Annotated in this window: 2 protein-coding genes (1 of these 2 running past the window's edge); both read right to left on the reverse strand. The window is 74.8% G+C overall.

Annotated features, from left to right (window positions below; translation table 11 throughout):
• On the reverse strand, positions 1–14,880 hold the full coding sequence (locus OHS33_RS12655) for an amino acid adenylation domain-containing protein (RefSeq protein ID WP_443065291.1): 14,880 nt from the start codon (positions 14,878–14,880) through the stop codon (positions 1–3).
• Positions 14,880–22,246, reverse strand: the end of a protein-coding gene (locus OHS33_RS12660) for an amino acid adenylation domain-containing protein (protein ID WP_330330499.1). 8,128 nt of this gene lie beyond the right edge of the window; only the last 7,367 of its 15,495 coding nucleotides appear in the window; the start codon falls outside the window, past its right edge; the stop codon is at positions 14,880–14,882. Before OHS33_RS12660 ends, OHS33_RS12655 begins: the two co-directional genes overlap by 1 nt.

Consider the following 22,246-nt stretch of genomic DNA (forward strand, 5'->3'; position numbering starts at 1 on the left):
TCAGCCGCGCGCGCCGCGGAGCCTGTCCTGGAGGGCGCGGCCGATCTCGGCGACCGGTCCGGTCTGGAGCAGCTGGCGGTGTTCGCAGTCGACTTCCACGACCTCGACGGCGCCGCTGACGTACGGGCGGAGCCGGGCCAGGGAGTGCTCCGCCTTGTCGTCGGGGTGCTCGTCGTCCTGTGTGGAGACGAAGAGCAGCACGTCGCCCTCGAAGACGTCGGGCCGGTAGTCGACGGTCAGGCCCCAGTTGTTGTTGTTGACCTCGCCGATGCGCAGGATGTGCTCGTCGTCGAAGGTCGCGAGCGCGCTGCCCTCGTCGCGCAGGACCGCCATCACCTCGTCGTGTTCCAGCGGTCCCTCCCCGAACATCCCCGGGTCGCGCCCGACGAAGTCCAGCAGGGCCAGGAGGACCTTCTGTTCGTCGGCGGCGACGTACTCGCCGCCCAGTTCCGCCGAGCTGACGGGCACCTGGTCGAGGTTGGCCAGCAGGGCGACCCGCTGGCCCTGCCGCTGGAGCTGGACGGCCACCTCGTGGGCGAGCAGGGCGCCCATCGACCAGCCGAGCAGGTGGTAGGGGCCCTCGGGCTGGACCTCGCGGATCCGTTCCACGTAGTGCTCGGCCATCTGCGGTACGGACGTGGGCAGTTCCTCCTTGCGGGCCAGGCCGCGGGCCTGGATGCCGTAGATCGGGCGGTCCCCGTCGATGTGCCGCATCAGACCGGAGTACATCCAGCTGACGCCGCCCACCGGGTGCAGGCAGAACAGCGGGGGCTCCGTTCCCCCGGTGCGCAGTGCCAGCACCACGTCGAAGGAGTCCTCCTGCTGTGAGCCCGCGTCCATCACCTCCATGAGGGTGGCCACGGTGGGGGCCTGGAAGACGGCCCGGTTGGACAGTTCGACGCCGAACACCGAGCGGATCCGGCTGGTCAGCTGGATGGAGACGATGCTGTCGCCGCCGAGTTCGAAGAAGTTGTCGTCGATGCCCACCCGGTCCAGCTTGAGCAGTTCGGCCCAGAGCCGGCAGAGCAGCTCCTCGCGCGGGGTGCGCGGTCCCCGGCCGCCGGTCGCGGGGCCGAAGTCCGGGGCGGGCAGGGCCTTGCGGTCGATCTTCCCGTTCGCGGTCACGGGGAGGCCGTCGAGGAGCACGAACGCCGACGGGACCATGTAGTCCGGCAGGCGCCGTGCGACCGCGTCCCGCAGCGCGGAGGTCCGCTCCCCGATGGTCCGTTCCCCGGCGACCGGGACGACGTACGCCACCAGCTTCTTGTTGCCGGGCTGTTCCTCCCACACGGTCAGCAGGACCCGGGAGACCTCCGGCAGGTCCTCCAGGACGGACTCGATCTCGCCGAGTTCGATGCGCAGGCCGCGGATCTTGACCTGGTGGTCGGCCCGGCCGACGAACTCGATCTCGCCCGCCGCGTTCCAGCGCACGACGTCGCCGGTCCGGTACATGCGGTCGCCCGCCGTCCCGAACGGGTCGGGCACGAAGCGCTCGGCGGTCATGCCCGGCAGTTCGACGTAGCCGCGGGCCGTGCCGGCGCCGGCGAGGTACAGCTCGCCGGGCACGCCGGACGGTACGGGGCGCAGCAGGTCGTCCAGCACGTAGGCGCGCTGGTTGTCCATCGGGCGCCCGATCGGCACGTTCCGGCCGGTCCGGTACGGGGCGCGCAGCGGGTGGCAGGTGGCGTAGACGGTGGTCTCGGTGGGCCCGTAGACGTGCACCACGGCGGTGTCCGGGCAGGCGTCCAGCACCCGCTGGAAGGCGGCCGGGGAGACCTGTTCGCCGCCGGTCCAGACCTCGGCGAGCCCGCCGAAGACGCCCGGGTCCTCCTCGGCCAGCAGGTTGAACAGGGCCGTGGTCATGAACACGGTGGTGAGGCCGTCGTCCGCGATCAGGGTGCGGAGCCCGTCCGCGTCGAGCTGGCCGGGGGGCGCCACCACGAGCCGTCCGCCGCCCAGCAGGGGCGTCCACATCTCGTACGTCGAGGCGTCGAAGGCGTACGGCGAGTGCAGCAGGACCCGCTCGTGACCGGCGGCGAAGCGCTCGTCGGCCGCGAGGGCGACGATGTTGCGGTGGGTGATGCCGATGCCCTTGGGCTTACCGGTCGACCCGGAGGTGTACATGATGTACGCCAGCTGGTCGGGGTGCGCCCGCACGTCGGGCGCGGTGGTGTCGTACCCGTCCGCCGGGCCGGATCCGTCGGCGGGGTCGACGGTCAGCACCTCGGCGTCGTGGCGGAACTCCACCCCGGCGTGCGCCCGGTCGACGAGGAGCACGCCGCAGCGGGTCTCTTCCACGATGCCCTCCAGGCGCGGCACCGGGTGGCGGGCGTCGAGCGGTACGTACGCCGCTCCCGCCTTCAGGACCGCGAGGGTGGAGACCACCAGGGCGACGGAGCGCTCCTGGAGGACCGCCACCCGGTCGCCCGGGGTGACGCCCGCCTCGATCAGCCGACGGGCCAGCGCGTTGGCGCGGGCGTCGAGTTCGGCGTGGTCGAGCCGTTCTCCGCCGCCGGTGAGGGCGACGGCGTGCGGGGTGCGGGCGGCGCGGGCCGCGAGCAGGGCGGGGACGGTGTGCTGCGGGAGGTCCCGCGCGGTGTCGTTGACCTCGCGCAGGAAGGCTTCCTCCCGCGGGCCGAGCAGGCCGATCGCGCCGATGGGGGTGCCGGGTTCGGCGACCGCCCCTGCCAGCAGCCGCACCAGCCGGTCGGCGAAGGCCTCGGCGGTGGCGCGGTCGAACAGGGCGGTGCTGTACTCCAGCCGGCCGCCCAGGACGGGCGTCCCGTCGGGCAGTTGGTCCTCGCCGAAGGCGAAGGAGAGGTCGAATTTGGCGACCTCCGCCTCCGTCGGCTGCGGCGCCAGGGTGAGGCCCGGCAGTTCCAGGTCCGCCTCCTCGTTGTTCTCCAGGCTGATCGCGACCTGGAAGAGCGGGTTGCGGGACAGGGTCCGTACCGGGTTCAGCTCCTCCACCAGCCGTTCGAAGGGCACGTCCTGGTGGGAGAAGGCCGCCAGGTCGGCCGCCTTGACGCGTTCCACCAGCTCCCGGAAGGCCGGGTCGCCGGACAGGTCGGTGCGCAGGACCAGCGTGTTGACGAAGAAGCCGACGAGTTCTTCGAGGGCTTCGTCGCCGCGGCCCGCGACCACGGTGCCGAGCGGGATGTCGGTGCCGGCGCCGAGGCGGTGCAGCAGGGCCGCGACGGCGGCGTGCAGCACCATGAACAGGCTGGCGCCGCTCTCGGCGGCCAGCCGGTGCACCCCCCGCGCGAGCTCCGCCGGGACCGTGAGCGGCACGTGTCCGCCCGCGGTGCCCGCCTCCGCGGCGCGCGGCCGGTCGAACGGCAGCTCCAGCTCCTCCGGGAGCCCGGCGAGGGCCGTGCGCCAGTGGCCGAGCTGGCGCCCGAAGGGGCTGTCCGGGTCGTGCTCGTCGCCGAGGCTGCGCTGCTGCCACAGCGCGTAGTCGGCGTACTGGACCGGCAGCGGGGTGAACTCGGGTGCCCGGCCCGCCCTGCGGGCGGCGTAGGCGGCCCCCAGGTCGCGGGCCAGCGGGGCCAGCGAGGAGCCGTCACCGGCGATGTGGTGCAGGACGAGCGCCAGCACGTGCTCGCGGGGCGCCAGCCGCAGCAGGCGGGCGCGCAGCGGGAGGTCCGCCGTCAGGTCGAAGTCCGTCGCCGCCAGCGCGCGCAGCTCGCCGTCCAGTGCGGCCTCCGTCACCTCTTGGATGTCGAGGGTGAAGGCGCTGGCGTCGGTGGCGAGGATCCGCTGGCGCGGCACGCCCGCCTCGGCGGGGAAGACCGTGCGCAGGCTCTCGTGGCGGGCCACGACGTCGGCGAGGGCCTCCCGCATCGCCTCCGCGTCCAGTTCACCGAGCAGCCGCACGGCGAGCTGGATGTTGTACGAACCGGTGGTGTCCTCCACCGAGTCGATGAACCACAGCCTGCGCTGGGCGTGGGACAGCGGGATCACCTCCGGCCGTTCGACCGGTGCCAGGCGCAGGCGGGCCGCGTCGGCGCCGGTGAGCCGGGCCGCGAGGGCCGCCACCGAGGGCGCCTCGAAGACGGCGCGCACGGGCACTTCGGCCCCGAAGGCACTGCGGATCCGGTTGACGAGCCGGGTCGCGAGCAGCGAGTGGCCGCCGAGGTCGAAGAAGCTGTCGTCGATGCCGATCTCGGCCACGCCGAGGACATCGGCGTACAGGGCGCACAGCGCGGTCTCCCGTTCGTCGCGCGGGGCGCGCCGTGCCGCGGTGCTCCCGTACTCGGGGGCGGGCAGGGCCTTGCGGTCGGTCTTCCCGTTGGCGGTGAGCGGCAGGCTGTCGACGGCGACCAGGGCCGAGGGCACCATGTAGTCCGGCAGTTCGCCGCTCAGGTACTCCTTGAGCGCGCCGGTGTCCACACCGTCGGCTCCGGTTCCGGTGCCGACCACGTATCCGACGAGGCGCTTGTCGCCGGGCCGGTCCTCGCGCACGACCACCGCGGCCTGGGCGACCTCCGGGTGGCGCGCGAGGCGTTCCTCGATCTCGCCCGGTTCGATGCGGAAGCCGCGCAGCTTGATCTGTTCGTCGGCCCTTCCGACGAACTCCACGACGCCCTCGGCGGTCCAGCGGGCCAGGTCACCGGTGCGGTACATCCGGGCTCCCGCGGGGCCGAACGGGTCGGCCACGAACCGTTCGGCGGTGAGCGCGGGGCGGCCCGTGTAGCCGCGGGCGAGTCCGGCGCCGCCGATGTACAGCTCGCCCGCGACCGAGACCGGGGCGGGGCGCAGCGCGCCGTCCAGGACGTACACCCGCATGTTGTCGAGCGGCCGTCCGACGGGGATGTGGGCCGGTACGGGCTCGTCGGCGGCGATGACGTGGCCGAGGGCGAAGGTGGTGGTCTCGGTCGGCCCGTAGCCGTCGGCCACGACGGTGGCGGGGCAGGCCTCGCGGATCCGGCGGACCGCGGCGGCGGGCACCACGTCACCGCCGGTCCACACCTCGCGGACGCCGGCCAGGCTGCCCGGCGCCTCGTCGGCGACCAGCCGGAACAGTCCGGCGGTGAGCCACAGGCCGGTCACCTCGTGCTCGGCGAGCACCCGCTCCAGGCCCGCGACGTCGAGTTCGCGGGGCGGGGCGACGACCACGCATCCGCCGGTGAGCAGCGGGACCCACACCTCGTAGGTGGAGGCGTCGAAGGCCATCGGGGAGTGCATGAGGACCCGTTGGTGGGCCTCGCCCTCCCAGCGGCGGTCGAAGGCCAGCTCGGCCACGTCCCGCTGGGTGATCTCCACGCCCTTGGGCAGTCCGGTGGAGCCGGACGTGTACATGATGTAGGCGAGCTGGTCCGGGTGGACGGCCGCCCGCGGCGCGGCGGCCGGAGCCTCCTCGGCCGGGGCGTCCTCGTCCGCGTGCAGGACGTGGACGCCGAGTTCCGCGGCGCGCGCGGCCAGGGCCCGGTCGGTGACGACGACGGGCGCGCCCGTGTCGTCCATGACGTGCCGCAGCCGGGTCACCGGGTCGGTGTCGCGCAGCGGCACGTACGCGCCGCCCGCCTTGAGGACGGCCAGCAGCGCGACGGGGACGTCGGCGGAGCGTTCCATCAGCACGGCGACGGGGGTCTCCGCGCCCACTCCGAGCGCGGCGAGCCGGCCGGCGAGGCGGTCGGAGCGCTCGTCGAGGCCGCGGTAGTCGACGCGTTCGCCGCCGGAGACGACGGCCGGGGCGTCGGGCGTCCGGGCGGCCTGGGCCCGGAACAGCTCGGGGATGCCCGCCGACGGCACGGCGCGGGCCGTGTCGTTCCACTCGACGAGCAGGGTGTGGCGCTCGGCGGCGGACAGCGGGTCGAGGGAGTCGACGAGCTGCCCGGGGTCGGCGGCGAACCGTTCCAGGACCGTGCGCAGCCGCTCGGCCAGGGCCGCGGCCGTCTCGTCGTCGAACAGGTCGGCGCGGTAGTCGATCTTGAGGGTGATCAGCCGTCCGTTGTCCGTGGCGCCGAGCGCCAGCGGGTAGTGGGTGCCGTCCTGGATCTGGGCGTCGACGATGCCGAGGCCCTGCGCGGTGTCCTCCAGGTTCTCCGCGTCGACGGGGTAGTTGCTGAATTCGGTGGACGTGTCGAAGAGCGCCCCGGTGCCCGCGATCCGCTGGATGTCGGTCAGGCCGAGGTACTTGTGGGGCAGCAGGTCGTACTGCTGCTCCTGGAGCCGGGTGAAGAGCGCCAGCAGCGAGTCCCCGCGCTCGACGCGCACCCGCACGGGCAGCGTGTTGATGAAGAGGCCCACCATGGACTCCACGCCGGGGAGTTCGGCCGGGCGGCCGTTCACCGTCTCCCCGAAGAGCACGTCGTCGCGCCCGGTGAGCCCGCAGAGCAGCAGCCCCCAGGCGCCCTGGATCACGGTGTTCTTGGTGAGTCCGTGGCGGCGCGCCTGCGCGGTGAGGGCGGCCGTCGTCGCGGCGGGCACCTCCACCTCCAGTACCCGGGGGCGCATCGGTGCGCGGGCCGGGTCGGCCGGAGCGACGAGGGTGGGCTCGTCGACCCCGTCGAGCACCGTGCGCCAGGCCTCCTCGGCGGCGGCGCGGTCCTGGCCCGCGAGCCAGGCCAGGTACTCCTTGTACGGGGTGACGCGCGGCAGGCCGGAGTCGTCGCCGCCGGTGCGGTAGAGCTCGAAGAGCTCCGCCGACAGGACGGGTCCCGACCAGCCGTCGAACAGGATGTGGTGGTTGGCCAGCATCAGGCGGTGTGCCGCCTCGCCCGTCTTGACCAGCGTGAAGCGCAGCAGCGGCGCCCGGCGCGGGTCGAAGCGCTCGGCCAGGGCCGCGGCCGTCAGCCGGTCCAGCTCCCGGTCGAGTTCGGCCCCGTCCAGCGCGCTCGCGTCCACCTCGTGCCAGGGCAGTTCCACCTCGCGGGGGATCACCTGGAGCGACTGGCCGGAGGCACCGGGCCGGAAGGCGGCCCGCAGGTTGTCGTGGCGGCGGAGCAGGGCCGCGGCCGCCTCGCGCAGCGTCCCGGCGTCCAGCTCTCCGCGCAGGTCGAAGGCGAGGAGCGTGGTGTAGATGTCGGCGCCGCGCTCGTCGTAGAGGGCGTGGAAGAGCAGGCCCTCCTGGAGCGGGGAGAGCGGCAGCACGTCGGAGATCCCGCTCTGCCCGGATTCCAGCCGGTCGATCTCGTCCTGTCCGAGCGTGACGAGGGTGAGGTCGGAGGGGCTGAGCCCGCCTGCCGACCGCGTGCCCTCGGCGTGCAGGACGATCGCCTCCAGGGCCCGGAACCAGGTCTCGGCGAGTGCGCGGACGTCCTCGTCGGAGAACAGTTCCTGGGCCCAGATCCAGTTCGCGACGAGGTGCGGACCGTCGGGGTGGGTGACGGCCGTCGCGGTGAGGTCCATCGCGTGCGGCAGCGCCATCGCCGCCTCGGCCACGCCCGAGAGGTCGTGGTTGACCTCCGGCCGCCCGGTGGGGGCGGCCCCTTCGGCGGTGCCGAGCCGGCCCAGGTAGTTGAAGCCGATCTGGGGCTGCGGGTAGCGCCCCAGGACCTGCGCGGTCTGCGGGTTGAGGTGGCGCAGCAGGCCGAAGCCGATGCCGTTGTCGGGCAGGACCCGCAGCTGCTCCTTGATCCGCTTGACCGCCCGGCCGACGCCCGCGCCGCCCGCCCACAGCTCGTCGGAGGGGGTTTCGCCGGGGGTCAGCCGCAGCGGGTAGAGGCTGGTGAACCAGCCGACGGTACGGGAGAGGTCCACGCCGTCGGCGATCTCCTCGCGGCCGTGTCCCTCCAGGTCGATCAGGACGTCGGTGCCCTCGCCGCGTCCGGTCCGCTCCCGCCAGTCGATGACGGCCAGGGCGAGCGCGGTGAGCAGGACGTCGTTGATCCCGGCGTTGAACAGTGCGGGGATCCGGCCCAGCAGGGGCTGGGTCAGGTGGGCGGGCAGGTTCAGGCTGAGCGAGGCGGCCGAGCCGAAGGTGTCCCGGGTGGGGTCCAGCGGCAGGTTGGTCAGCAGCGGGTCCGGGCCGTCGAGGATCCCCCGCCACAGGGCGAGTTCCCGCATCCGTTCCGGTGCGCCGGCCAGCTCGGTCAGCTGCTGCGACCAGCGGCGGAAGGAGGTGCCGACCGGTTCCAGCAGCACCGGGCGGCCCGCCGTCAGTGCCTCGAAGGCGGCTTCCAGGTCGGGCAGCAGGATCCGCCAGGACACTCCGTCGACGACCAGGTGGTGCGCCACGACGGTGAGCCGGCCCGGGGCGTCGCCGCCCGCGTCGAACCAGACGCACTCGACCATCGCCCCGGCCGCGGGATCCAGCCGGCCCTGGGCGTCGGTGATCTCCCGGGCCGCGCGGGCGTCGAGTTCCGCCTCCGTCAGCCCGGAGGCGATCAGGGCGGCCGCGTCCACGCGGTGCACGTGGTCCGCGGCGCGCACCGTGCCGGCCGGGGCGGTCTCCAGCGACCAGCCGAAGTCGTCCCCGATCCGGGACAGGGTCATCCGCAGGGCGTCGTGGTGGTCGAGGACCGCCTGGAGCGCCGCGTGCACCAGGGCGCTGTCGGCGCCCGCGGGGACCGGGAGGGACATGGTCTGGTTGAACTGGTCGACGGCTCCGCCGCGTTCGCGGATCCAGTGGATGATCGGCGTCAGCGGGACGTCGCCGACCCCGTCGCCCGCCACGGGGGCGGGGAGGTCGGCGGGGGCCTCGGCCGCCGCGCCGACGGCGGCCGCGAGGGCCTCCGGGGTGCGGTGGAGGAACACGTCGCGCGGGGTGAACCGCAGCCCCGCCGCGCGCGCCTTGCCGACGAGCTGGATGGAGCTGATGCTGTCGCCGCCCGCGGCGAAGAAGCCCGTACCGACATCGGCCCGCTCCAGTCCGAGGACCTCCGCGAACAGCGCGCAGAGCGTCGCCTCGGTGGCGTCGCGGGGCTCCCTGGACGGCTCGCCGCCGCCGGTGAACTCCGGCTCGGGCAGCGCCTTGCGGTCCAGTTTGCCGTTGACGGTCAGGGGCAGCGATTCCAGCGGGACGAACAGCGCCGGGACCATGTGCTGCGGGAGGGTCCGCGCGACATGGGCGGTGAGCGATTCCGCGTCCGGCGCGGCGCCGGACACCGGGACCACGTAGGCCACCAGGCGCTTGGTCCCCTGCGCCTCGTGCGCCACCACCACGGCCCGGTCGACGTCGGGGTGGCGGGTCAGGGCCGTCTGGATCTCGCCGAGTTCGATGCGCACGCCGCGGATCTTGACCTGCTGGTCGTCGCGTCCGACGAAGTCGAGCACGCCGTCGGCCCGCCTGCGCACGACGTCCCCGGTGCGGTACATCCGCTCGCCGGGGGCCCCGAAGGGGTCGGCGACGAAACGCTCCGAGGTGAGCGGGGCGCGGCCCAGGTACCCGCGGGCCAGGGAGACGCCCGCCAGGTACAGCTCGCCGGAGACGCCCGGCGGGACGAGCCGCAGGGAGGCGTCGAGCACGTACGCCCGGGTCCCCTGGATCGGCGCGCCGATGGGCGGGAGTCCGTCGGCGGCCGAGAGCGGCGCGCTCAGCGTGGTGGCGACCGTGGCCTCGGTGGGGCCGTAGGCGACGACCATCCGGCGGCCCGGGCTCCAGCGCTCGACGAGCGCGGCGGAGACCGCGTCGCCGCCGACGACCAGGCTGCGCACTCCGGGCACCGCGTCGGGGGACACAGTGGCCAGCGCGGCGGGCTGGATCTGCAGGTGCGTCACGGCGCGTCCGGCGAGCACCTCGGCCAGCGGGTCGCCGGCCAGCGGGCCCGGCTCGGGCACCACGAGGGTGGCGCCCGCCAGGAGCGTCATGCACAGCTCCATCACCGACGCGTCGAAGCTCGGGGACGCGTACTGGAGCACCCGGCTGTCCGGCGTCACGTCGAAGCGCTCGCGCTCCGCCGCGGCGAAGGCGGCGAGGCCGCGGTGCGTGACCACGACGCCCTTGGGCACACCGGTGGATCCGGAGGTGTAGATGACGTAGGCGGGGCTGTCGACGGACAGCGGGGAGGTGCGGTCCGCGTCGGTGGGCGCGGTGTCCGCCAGCCCGGCGAGGCGCGCCGTGACCGCCTCGTCGTCGAGGACGGTCACCGGGGCGTCCAGCCCCCGCGGCACCGCGCCGCGGTGGGCGGCCGTCGTGAGGACCGCGCTCGGCGCGGCGTCCGCCAGCATGAAGGCGATCCGGTCCGCCGGGTACTCGGGGTCGACGGGCAGGTAGGCGGCGCCCGTCTTGAGCACGGCGAGCTGCGCGCACACGGAGTCCACGGACCGGCCCAGGACGAGGGCCACGGTCCGCTCCGGTCCGGCCCCCTGGCCGATCAGCAGGTGGGCCAGCCGGTTCGCCCGCGCGTCGAGCCCGGCGTAGTCGAGCGTGCCATGGGGGCCGGCGTCCACGGCCGGCGCCCCGGGGTGCGCCGCGACCCGCGCCGCGAGGAGGTCGGGGAAGGTGGCGGGCACGGCCGGGCCGCCGGGGGCGGAGCCGCTCGCGACCATCAGCGCGCGTTCCGCGACGGAGACCAGCGCGGCGCCGGCGAGGGGCCGTGCGGGGTCCTCGGCGAAGTCTTCGAGCAGGCGCAGCACGCGGTCGGCGATGGCCGCCACGTCCGCCCGCCCGAACAGGTCGGGGCGGTACTGCCAGTGCAGGGCCATCTCGCTGCCGCGCTGCATCACGCCCAGGGCCAGCGGATAGTGCATGGAGTCGTGCACCTGGGCGTCGACCACGCCCAGTTCCTGCGCGGAGTCCTCCAGGCTCTCGATGTCGACGGGGTAGTTCTCGAACACGAGGACCGTGTCGAAGAGTTCGCCCGTCCCGGTGAGGCGCTGTACGTCGGCCAGTCCCAGGTGCTGGTGGGCGAGGAGGCCCGCCTGCTGGGTCTGTACCCGGGTCATCAGGGACAGCAGGGAGTCGTCGCGCAGGGTGCGGACGCGGACCGGGAGGGTGTTGATGAACAGGCCCAGCATCTTCTCGACGCCCGGCAGCTCCGGCGGGCGGCCGGAGACCGTCGCGCCGAAGACGGCGTCCTCGCGCGCGGTCAGGGCGCCGAGCACCACGCCCCACGCGGACTGCACCACGGTGTTGACGGTGAGCCCGTGCTCCCGGGCCCGGGAGACGAGCGTCCCGGTCAGCGCCTCGGGCAGTTCCACGGAGAGCTTCTCCGGGGCGAGCGGGTCGCGGCCCTGGCCCGCGGGGGCGATCAGCGTCGGCTCGTCGACCCCGGCGAGCGCGGACCGCCAGGCCTCCAGCGACGCCTCGCGGTCCTGGGCGGCCAGCCACACCAGGTAGTCCTTGTACGGGACGACCGGGGGCAGGGACGCGTCGTCGCCGCCCTTGCCGTACAGCTCGAAGAGTTCACCGGCCAGCAGCGGCATGGACCAGCCGTCCAGCGCGATGTGGTGCACGGTGAGGACGAACCGGTGGCGCCGCTCCGCGAGCCGCACCAGGGTGCAGCGCACCAGCGGGGGCGACTCCAGGTCGAAGCGGGTGCTCCGGTCCTCGGCGAGCAGCCGGGCGAGCGCCTCGTCCTGGGCGTCCCCGGCCAGGTGGCCGAGGTCGGTTTCGGTCCAGGGCAGTTCGGCGTCCCGGGGCACGACCTGGAGGGGCGGGCCCGCGGCGCCCGTGACGAAGTAGGCGCGCAGGTTGTCGTGGCGGCGCAGCAGGGTGCGCGCCGAGCGGTGCAGGACCTCCGGGTCCAGGGGGCCGTCCAGGGCGAGGGCCGACTGGATGGTGTAGACGTCCGCGACGCCCTCGTCGTACAGGCCGTGGAAGTGCAGGCCCTGCTGGAGCGGGGAGAGCGACAGGACGTCCGCCGCGCCCGCCGGGTGCCGCTCCAGGCGGAGGATCTCCTCCTGGGAGACCTCCACCAGGGGCAGGTCCGAGGGGGTGAGGCCACCGGCGCCGGGCCGCTCGGCGTGCGCCGCCAGGGCCTCCAGGGCGGTGAACCACAGGGCGGCGATCTCCCGGACCTCGTCCTCGGCGAGGAGTTCGCCGGACCAGGTCCAGGAGGCGACGAGGCGCTGCCCCTCGGGGTGCTCCACGGCCGCCGCGTTCAGTTCCAGGGTGTACGCCAGCGGCATCGCCCCGTCGGCGGCGCCCGTCAGGTCGCGGACCCGTACGGTGTCGGCGCGGGCGGCGTCCTCGGCGTCGGCCCGGCCCAGCCGGCCCAGGTAGTTGAAGCCGATCTGCGGTTCGGCGTACCGGGCCAGTTCCGGGCCGGTCTGCGGGTTGAGGTGGCGCAGCAGGCCGTAGCCGATGCCCTTGTCGGGGACGGCCCGCAGCTGCTCCTTGACCGCCTTGAACGCGGCGCCGAGGGCCGGGCCGCCGGACCACAGTTCGTCCTGCGGCGCCGTGCCGGGGTCGACCGCGACGGGGTACAGGCTGGTGAACCAGCCGACGGTGCGGGACAGGTCGAGTCCCTCGGCGATCTCCTCGCGGCCGTGGCCTTCCAGGCCGACGAGGACCGCGGAGCCCTCGCCGCGTCCGCGCGCGCGCCGCCACCGGGCCACCGCCAGGGCGAGCGCCGTCAGCATCGCCTCGTCGGGACCGGCCTTGAACAGGGCCGGGACCCGGCCCAGCAGTGCCGCGGTCGCCGGGGCGGGCAGGGTCACGGACAGCTGCCGTCCCACGCCCACCACGTCACGGGCGGGGTCGGTGCGGCGGTCGGCGAGCAGCGGGTCGTCGGTGGCCAGCACCGCACGCCACAGCTCCAGTTCACCGGCGCGGGTCTCGGAGCGGGCCTCCTCGGCCAGCTGCCGCGACCAGCGGCGGAAGGAGGTGCCGACCGGGTCGAGCCGTATCTCCTCACCGGCCAGGAGCGCGGCGAAGGCGGCTTCCAGGTCGGGCAGCAGGATGCGCCAGGAGACGCCGTCGACGGCCAGGTGGTGGACGACCAGGGCGAGGCGGCCCTCGGTGTCCGCTCCGGCGTCGGACCAGACGGCCTGGAGCATCCGGCCCTCGGCGGGTGCGAGCCGCTCCATGGCCGCCCGGACCTGCGCGGCCGACGCGTCGTCGTCGCCGGGTTCGGCGCGCCGGACGCAGTCCTGCGCCAGGACCGCGCCGGGGGCGGCGATGTCCAGCTCCCAGCCCCGGGGGCCGTCGGTCAGCCGCAGCCGCAGCGCGTCGTGCCGGTCGAGGAGGGCCTGTACGGCGGCGCGGACCCGGTCCTCGTCGAGGCCGGCCGGTACGGGGACGGTCATGGTCTGGTTGAAGCGGTCGACGGGACCGCCCTGGGCCTGCTGCCAGTGCATGATCGGGGTGAGTGGCACCGGTCCGGTGCCGTCGTCGGCGACGGCGGGCGCCGGGCGTCCGGCGTCGGCGAGCGCGGCGAGCCGGGCCACGGTCTTGTGCTCGAAGATCTCCCGCAGGCTCAGCGCGATGCCCGCCTTGCGGGCGCGGTGCGCGAGCTGGATGGAGCTGATGGAGTCGCCGCCGCGCTCGAAGAAGCTGTCGTGGACGGAGACGTCACTGACGCCGAGCACCTCGGCGAACAGCCGGACCAGCAGGGCCTCGCGCTCGCCCTCGGGCGCGCCGGATCCGGCGGCGTCCGGGGCGGGCGACGCGTCCGCGGCCGCCGGGGCGGGTGCGGCGGGCCCGGACAGGACCAGGCGGCGGCGGTCGGCGGCGGTGAAGAGCGTGACGGAGCCGACGCGCTGCCCGGGATCGGCCGCGAAGGCCGCGAGGACGCCCAGGAGCCGGTCGAGGATCTCGCGCCCGGCGCCCGCGGCGAAGAGGTCGGTGCGGTGGTCGAGGCGGACCGTCATCCGCTCGCCGCGCACGGTGCCTTCCAGGTTGAGGGCGTAATGCGTGGCGTCCACGGTGGAGGCCGCGACGGCGCCGATCCCTTCGGCGGAGTCCTGGAGGGTGTCCGTGTCGATCGGGTAGTTCGCGAAGATCGTGATGGCGTCGAACAGCGGTCCGCTGCCGATCAGCTGCTGGATCTCGGCGAGCCCGAGGTGCTTGTGGGCGAGCAGGTCGGCCTGCTGGTCCTGGAGGCCCCGGACCTGGTCGCCGAGCGTCAGCGCGGCGTCGATCCGCAGCCGCACGGGCAGGGTGTTGATGAAGAGGCCGACCATCTTCTCGACGCCGGACAGCTCCGGGGGACGGCCGGAGACCGTCTCGCCGAAGACCACGTCGTCGCGGCCGGTCAGCGCGCCGAGCACGATGCCCCAGGCCGTCTGGACCACGCTGTTGAGGGTCAGTCCGAGGGACCGGGCCCGCTCGATCAGCGCGGCCGACAGCTGCGCGGGGACCTCTTCGATCAGCGTCTCGGGCAGCCCGGCCGTGGCGCCGCCGCCGGCCACGAGGGTCGGCTCCGTGTCCGCCAGGGCCCGCTTCCAGGCCAGCTCGGCCTCGGCGCGGTCCTGCCGGCCCAGCCAGCCGAGGTAGTCCTTGTACGGGATGACCGGGGGCAGCTGCGCGGTGTCGCCGCCGTTGTTGTAGAGCGCCATCAGCTCGCCGAGGACCAGCGGCATGGACCAGCCGTCGAGCAGGATGTGGTGGGCGGTGAAGACGAAGCGGTACTCCTGCGCACCGACCTTGACCAGCGTGAACCGCAGCGGCGGGCGGGACAGGTCGAAGGCGCGGGTCCGGTCGGCGTCGAGCAGCCGCTGGAGTTCGCCCGCGCGCTCGCCCGGTTCCAGGGCGCTGATGTCGGTCTCGGACCAGTCGGGCTCCGCGTCACGGAGGATGACCTGGACCGGCTCGCCCGAGGCGCGGTTGCGGAACGAGGCCCGGAGGTTCTCGTGCCGGCGCAGTACGCCCGTCACGGCGCCCCGCAGCGCGCTCACGTCGAGATCGCGCCGCAGGTCGAGCGCCATCTGGATGACGTACACGTCCGCGCCCCGGTCCTCGTAGAGGGCATGGAAGAGCATGCCCTTCTGGAGGGGGGACAGCGGCCAGATGTCGACGAATCCAGCCTTCGTCACTTTGCTGTTTCCTTTCATCAGCTCAGATCACTTTCGAATTCATCGATCTCGTCCTGCGACAGGTCGAGCAGGGACAGGTCGGACGGGGTGAGGCCACCGGCCTCGGGGCGTTCCGCGAACTCGGTCAGGTCCGCCAGCGCCCGGAACCACAGGTCGGCGAGCCCGCGGATCTCCGGCTCGTCGAAGAGTTCGCCGGGCCAGGACCAGATGGCCACCAGCCGTACGCCGTCGGGCCGGTCCTGCGCCACGGCGCTGAGGCCGACGGCGTGGGCCAGCGGCCGGGCGTCGCCGCCGCCGCTGCCGAGGGTCTCGGTCGCCTCGGGCGGCGCCGCCCAGTCCGCGGAGCGGGTGGCGGCCTCGTCCACGGCACCGAACCGGCCGAGGTAGTTGAAGCCGATCTGCGGCTCGGCGTACCCGGCGAGTTCCCGGCCGGTCTCCGCGTTGAGGTGGCGCAGCAGGCCGTAGCCGATCCCCTTGTCCGGGACGGCGCGCAGCTGCTCCTTGACCCGCTTCAGCGCGGTGCCCAAATCGGGGGACGCCGCAGTGGTTGCCGTGCCCGGGTCGACGGCCACCGGGTAGATGCTGGTGAACCAGCCCACCGTGCGGGACAGGTCCACCCCGTCGGCTATCTCCTCCCGGCCGTGGCCCTCCAGGCCCACCAGCACCGCGGAGCCTGCGTCTGCGGCGGCGCGGTCCGTGCGCCAGCGGGCGACCGCCAGGGCCAGCCCGGTCAGCAGCACCTCGTCGACGGCCGCGTTGAACACCGCGGGCACCCGTCCGAGGAGGGGTCCGGCCACCGCGTCGGGCAGGGTCACGGTCAGCTGGCGGGCCGTGGCGACGACGTCGCGGGCGGGGTCGAGGGGCCGGTGCGACAGGAGCGGGTCCCCGGTGGCGAGGACCGTCCTCCACAGCTCCAGCTCCCCGGTCCGCGCCGGGGTGAGCGCCTGCTCCGCCAGGACGGAGGACCAGCGCCGGAAGGAGGTCCCGACGGGTTCGAGCCGGGGTTCTCGGCCCTCCGCCAGCGCCTCCCACGCGTGCTTCAGGTCTTCCTGGAGCACGCGCCAGGACACGCCGTCCACGGCGAGGTGGTGGACCAGTACGAGCAGCCGCCCCGGCCGGTCGGGGCCCGCGTCGAACCAGACCGCGCGGATCATGGCGCCGTCGGCGGGCGAGAGTTCGTCCTGCACGCGGGTCTGCGTCCCGGCGACCACACCGATCAGGTCCCGCTGCGCCACGTCCGCGATGTCGCTGCGGCTCAGCAGCGCGGCCGCGTCGACGGCGCCCCGGGGGGCGACGACCAGGCGCCGGCCGTCGGGGCCGGAGACGATCCGCGAGCGCAGGGTGTCGTGGTGGTCGACGACGGCCTGGAGGGTGGCCGCGAGCCGCTCCCGCGTGCAGTCCGCGGGCAGTTGGAGGAGGGCCGCCTGGTGGACGGCGTCCGTCGGGCCGCCCCGCTCGTACAGGTCGAGCATGACCGGGGTGAGGGCGAGTTCGCCGATGGCGTCCTCGGGGGCCTCGGCGGTCCGCTGCTCGTCCGTCCTGGCGATCCGGGCGAGTGCCCGGACCGTCTTGTGCTTGAAGACGTCCCGCAGGCTGATCAGCAGCCCCGCCTTGCGGGCCCGGCCCGCGAGCTGGATGGAGACGATGCTGTCGCCGCCCAGTTCGAAGAAGTCGTCGTCGGGACCGACCCCGGGAGCGCCGAGGAGTTCGGCGAAGAGCCCGGCCAGCACGGCCTCGCGGGAGGCGGTGTCCGCCGCCCCGCCGTCGGCGGCCGGTTCTCCGGCCGGGGCCGCGGGAGCGTCCCCGCCCGCCGTCGGCGCCAGGCGGGCGCGGATCCCCGCCCACCACGCGGTCAGCGGATCCCCGTCCGCCGGGGCCGGTGCGCGCAGGCCGCCCGCGAGGGCTTCCAGCACCTCACGCAGACCCTGTGCGACGGTCTCGGCCTCGGCCTTGGTGATCAGGTCGGGGCGGTAGCCCAGTCCGCAGTGCAGCTGGTCGCCGGAGAGTCCCGCGTCCAGGGTGAGCGGGTAGTGGGTCGCGTCGTTCATCTCCAGGTCGACGGCGCGGACCTGGTCGCAGGCGCCGCCGAACCCGGCCCCGTCGGCCGGGATGTTCTGGAACACGAGCAGGGTGTCGAAGAGTTCGCCCTTGCCCACGATCCGCTGGAGGTCGACGAGCCGGATGTGCTGGTGCGCCGTCAGGTCGACCTGCTGGTTCCACAGGCGGGAGAGCAGGACGTCGGCCCGCTCGCCGGGCCGGTGGGCGACGCGTACGGGGACGGTGTTGATGAACAGGCCCACCATCCGCTCGATGCCGGGGACCTCCGGCGGCCTGCCGGAGACGGTGGCGCCGAACACCACGTCGTCGTGGCCGGTGAGCCGGGAGAGCAGCAGCCCCCAGGCGGCCTGGACGACCGTGTTCATGGTGGTCCCGTGGCGGCCCGCAAGTGCGGTGAGCCCGGCCACCAGCTCGCCGCCGAAGGTGACGGAGAGCTTCTCGGTGGCGACCGCGGCCCGGTCCGGGTCCGCGTGCACCAGCAGCGTGGGCTCGACCGACTCGTCGAGGACCGTCCGCCAGGCCCGCTCGGAGGCCGCCCGGTCCTGCCGGCCGACCCAGCCCAGGTAGCCCGCGTACGGACGGGCCTCGGGCAGCCCCGCCGGGTCGCCCCCGGAGGCGTACAGCCGCATCAGCTCGTCCAGCAGGACCGGCGTGGACCAGCCGTCCAGCAGGATGTGGTGGAACGTCAGCACGAGGCGGGCCCGGCCGCCGCCGAGGCGGAGCAGGGTGCAGCGCAGCAGCGGGGGCCGGGTGGCGTCGAAGCGCTCCGACCGCGCCTCCCGCATCACACGGGCGATCTCGGCGGTCCGCTCCCCGTCGGCCAGGCCGCCGAGGTCGCGCTCGGTCCAGGGGACCTCCACCCCGGCCGGGATGAACTGGACGGGCTGGGAGAGGCCCTCGTACGCGAATCCCGCGCGGAGGTTGGCGTGGCGGGCCAGCAGCGCCCGGACGGCCGTGCGCAGCACGTCGGTGCGGGGGTCGCCCTCCAGGTCCAGCCCGAACTGGACCGTGTAGACGTCCGGGTCGCGCTGGTCGTACAGCGAGTGGAAGAGGAGCCCTTCCTGGAGCGGTGCCAGGGGGAGCACGTCGGCCAGCGAACGGCCGTCCCGCTCCAGGAGGTCGATGTCGCGCTGCTCCAGGCGGACCAGCGGGAAGTCGGAGGGCGAGCGGCCCCCGGAGCGGCCGGCGTCGGCGAGGAGCACGCGCAGCGCGCGCTGCCAGGCCGCGGCCAGTTCGGGCACGTCCACCGCGTCGAACAGGGCGTCGGGCCAGGCCCAGCGGGCCGTGAGCCGGGGCTCGTCCCCGTCCTCGTACACCCAGACGTCCACGTCGAGCGGGTGCGTCACCGGCATGTCCGGGTCCTCGCCCGCCGCCGCCAGGACGGCACCCGCCGCGCCGAACGGCGCGGTGCCGTCCGCGAGGGGTGCGTCGAAGCGGCCGTGGTAGGCGAAGCGGACCTGCGGCGCGGCGAGGGCCGCGAGCAGGGGCACCGTCTGCGGGTTGAGGTGGCGCAGCAGGCCGTGGCCCGCTCCGCCGCCGGGCAGGGCGGCGAGCTGCTCCTTGACCTGCTTGACCAGGGCGCCCACGTCGGCTCCGTGCTCGCTTCCGCCCAGCCGTACGGGCCGGGAGGAGGTGAGGCGGCCCACGGTGCGGGCGAGGGCGGCGGCGGGCCCGTGTCCGCGGCCGTCGTCCTCCAGGCCGACCAGTACCCCGTTGCCGCCTTCGCGGCCGCGGCAGGCCCGCCATTCCTCGACGGCGGCCGTGAACGCGCCGAGCAGGACCTCCGTGATTCCGGTGGCGAAGGCCTCGGGAACCGCGGCGAGCAGGGCCCGGGACTCCAGCGCCGAGAAGGAGACCTCCAGTCGGCGGACGGTGCCCTCGGTGTCACGGCGGGCGTCGGGGGTGTGCGGGGTGAGCGGAGCCGTGCCCGCGCCGAGGATCTCGTGCCAGACGGGGAGTTCGTCGATCAGCTCCGGGGCGGCCGCCGCGGCGGCCGTCTCCTCGGCCCACGCCTTGTACGTGGTGCCCACGGGCGGCAGCTGCGGGGAGCCGCCGGCCGTCACCGCGGCCCACGCCGTGCGCAGGTCGTCGGTGAGGACCCGCCAGGAGGCCGGGTCGGCGGCCAGGGTGTGCGCCGCGAGCAGCAGCCGGTGTGCGCCACCGGGGCCGCCGTCGAACCAGACGGCCCGGAACACGGCGCCGTCCTCGGGTGCGACGGTGGAGCGGACCGATTCCGTGTGCGCGGTGAGAAGGGCGGCCAGCGCGTCGGCGTCGGCGCCCCGGACGTCGACCCGGGTGAGCAGCGCGGCGGCGTCGGCCTCGGCGCGCGGGCGGGCCTCCAGGTTCCAGACCAGGTTTCCGGCGCGCCGGGTCAGCCGCAGCCGCAGCGCGTCGTGGTGGTCGAGGAGCGCCTGGAGCGCCCGGACCAGCCGCGGCTCGTCGGTGTCGGCGGGGAGCGTGAGGGTGAGCGTGGCGGCGCTGTGGCCGACCGGGCCGCCCCGTTCGCGCAGTGCGTGCGCGGCCGGGCTCAGCGGGATCTCTCCGGTGCCGGAGTCGTCACCGGCGGCCGTCTCCCCGCCGTCGGCGTCGGCCGCGCCGGTCAGGGTGGCGGCGGCGGCCAGTTCGGCGACGGTGCGGTGGCGCAGTACGTCCGCCGCGGTGAACTCCAGGCCCGCTTCCAGGGCCCGGCTCACCAGCTGGATGGAGACGATGCTGTCGCCGCCCAGTTCGAAGAACCCGTCCTCCACGCCGACCCGTTCGACCCCGAGGAGGTCGCGGATCAGCTCGCAGAGCAGGGTCTCCTTCGCGTCGCCGGGCGCCCGGCCCTCCTCGCGGGAGCCGAAGTCCGGCTCCGGCAGGGCGGTGCGGTCGACCTTTCCGTTGGAGCTCAGCGGCAGGGCCGTGAGCGTGGTGTAGGAGGCGGGCACCATGTACTCGGGGAGCAGCTCCGTCAGGTGGCCGCGCAGGGCCCGCGCCGTGGCGTCGGCGCCGGCCGCGGGGACCACGTAGGCCGCCAGCTGCTTGCGGCCCGCCGCGTCCTGGTGGACGGAGACCGCCGCGCGGTCGACGTCCGGGTGCAGGGCGAGGGCCGCCTCGATCTCGCCCAGCTCGATGCGGAAGCCGCGGACCTTGACCTGGTCGTCGGCGCGGCCCGCGAACTCCAGCTGGCCCTCCGCGTTCCAGCGCACCAGGTCGCCGGTGCGGTAGAACCGCTCGCCGGGCGCCCCGAAGGGGTTGGCGACGAACCGCTCCGAGGTCAGCGCGGCCCGGCCCAGGTAGCCCCGGGCCAGCCCGTCACCGGCGATGTGCAGTTCGCCGGTCGCCCCGTCCGGTACCGGGCGCAGGAAGCCGTCGAGCACGTACACCCGGGTGTTCCACAGCGGGGTGCCGATGGGCGGGTGGACCGCGCCGCTCTGCGGGCGGCTCATGGTGGAGCAGACGGTCGCCTCGCTGGGCCCGTACACATTGAGCAGCCTGCGGCCCCGGGACCAGTGCGCGACCTGGTCGGGCGCGCAGGGCTCGCCGCCGACCGCGAGGGTGGCGAGGGTGGGCAGTTCGGTGCGCGGCAGGGTGGCCAGCACCCCGGCGGTGATCTGGAGGTGGCTCACGCGGTGGTCGTCGATCAGCGCGGCGAGTTCCGCGCCGGCGGGCGAGGCGTTGCCCTGCGGGATCACCAGCGCGGCGCCGGACAGGAGGGTCATCGCCAGGTCCGCCATGGAGACGTCGAAGCTGGGCGAGACGGCCTGCAGGATCCGGCTGTCCGGGCCGATGCCGAAGTTCTCGGCGTGCGATCCGGCCATCCCCGCGATGCCCCGGTGGGTGACGACCACGCCCTTGGGGCGGCCCGTGGAACCCGAGGTGTAGATGACGTAGGCGGGGTGGTCGAGACCGAGCGGACGGGTACGGTCCGCCGCCCCCGGGTCGGTCACCGGGGCGGCGTCGACCGCCGCCCGGACCTCCGGCGCGTCGATGGCGGTCACGGGGGCGCCGCCGGGCAGGGCCAGGCGTACGGCCGCGTCCCCGGTGGTGAGGACCAGGGCGGGCCGCGCGTCCTCGACGATGTACGCGATGCGCTCGGCCGGGTAGCCCGGGTCGACGGGCAGGTGGGCGGCGCCCGCCTTGAGCACGCCGAGGGTGACCGCCAGCCAGTCCGCCGAGCGCGGCAGGGCGACGGCCACGCGCTGCTCGGGGCCGACGCCGAGGCCGGTGAACCAGTGCGCCCACTGGTTGGCCCGGGCGTTGAGCTCCCCGTAGGTCAGCTCGGTGGCGCCCGCGACGAGGGCGACCGCGTCGGGGGTGGCGGCGGCGCGCTCCTCGAACAGCTCGGGGAACGTCGCCGCGCGCACGGCGCGGGCCGTGTCGTTGCGGGTGGTGAGCACCTCGTGCAGCTCCGGGCCGCCGAGCAGGTCGGTCCGGCTGACGCGGAGTTCCGGGTCGGTGGCGACCGCGTCGAGCAGGGCGGCGTAGCGGGCCGCGACCGACTCGACCGTGGAGCGGTCGAACAGGTCGGTGCGGTAGCTGATCATGCCGCGCAGGCCGGCGTGCCCGCCGCCGGCGTCGAAGGCCTCGGTCAGCTCGAAGCCGAGGTCGGTCTTGGCCGAGGTCAGTTCGATGTCCGCCGGGGTGGCCGTCAGGCCGGGCAGGTCGAGGCTGGGCGCCGTGTTGTTCTGGAAGGCGAGGAACACCTGGAACAGCGGGGTGTGCGCCAGAGAGCGCACGTCGGGGCCCAGGGTGTCGACCAGCCGCTCGAAGGGCAGGTCCTGGTGGGCGTAGGCCGCGAGGTCCGTGGCCCTGACCCGGCGCAGGAGTTCCGTGAAGGTCGGGTCCCCCGAGGTGTCGGTGCGCAGGACCAGGGTGTTGACGAAGAACCCGACGAGGTCTTCGAGGGCCTCGTCCGGACGTCCGGCGACGGCGGTGCCGAGGGGGATGTCGGTGCCGGAGCCGAGCCGGGTGAGCAGCGCCGCGAGGGCCGCCTGGGCCACCATGAACAGGCTGACCTGGTGGGTGCGGGCCAGGGCGGCGAGCCGCTCGTGGAGTGCGGCGCCGAGGGTGAAGTCCACCGTGGCACCGTCGGTGGCCATGTCCGCCGGGCGGGGCCGGTCGGTGGGCAGGTCCAGTTCCACGGGCGCGCCGGCCAGCGTCTGCGTCCAGAAGGCGAGCTGCCGTGCGGCGAGGCTGTCCGGGTCGTCGGCCTCGCCCAGCAGGTCCCGCTGCCAGAGCGTGTAGTCGGCGTACTGCACCGGCAGGGGCGCGAAGGCGGGCTCCCGTCCGGCGTGCCGGGCGGCGTAGGCGACGGACAGGTCGCGGGCCAGGGGGGCGTTGGACC

This window comes from Streptomyces sp. NBC_00536, assembly GCF_036346295.1.
In the GTDB taxonomy this organism is placed as follows: Bacteria; Actinomycetota; Actinomycetes; order Streptomycetales; family Streptomycetaceae; genus Streptomyces.

Bases quoted from the DNA above. Each gene is read 5' to 3' on its own strand.
- OHS33_RS12655 (WP_443065291.1), bottom strand. From the start codon at position 14,880: ATGAAAGGAAACAGCAAAGTGACGAAGGCTGGATTCGTCGACATCTGG.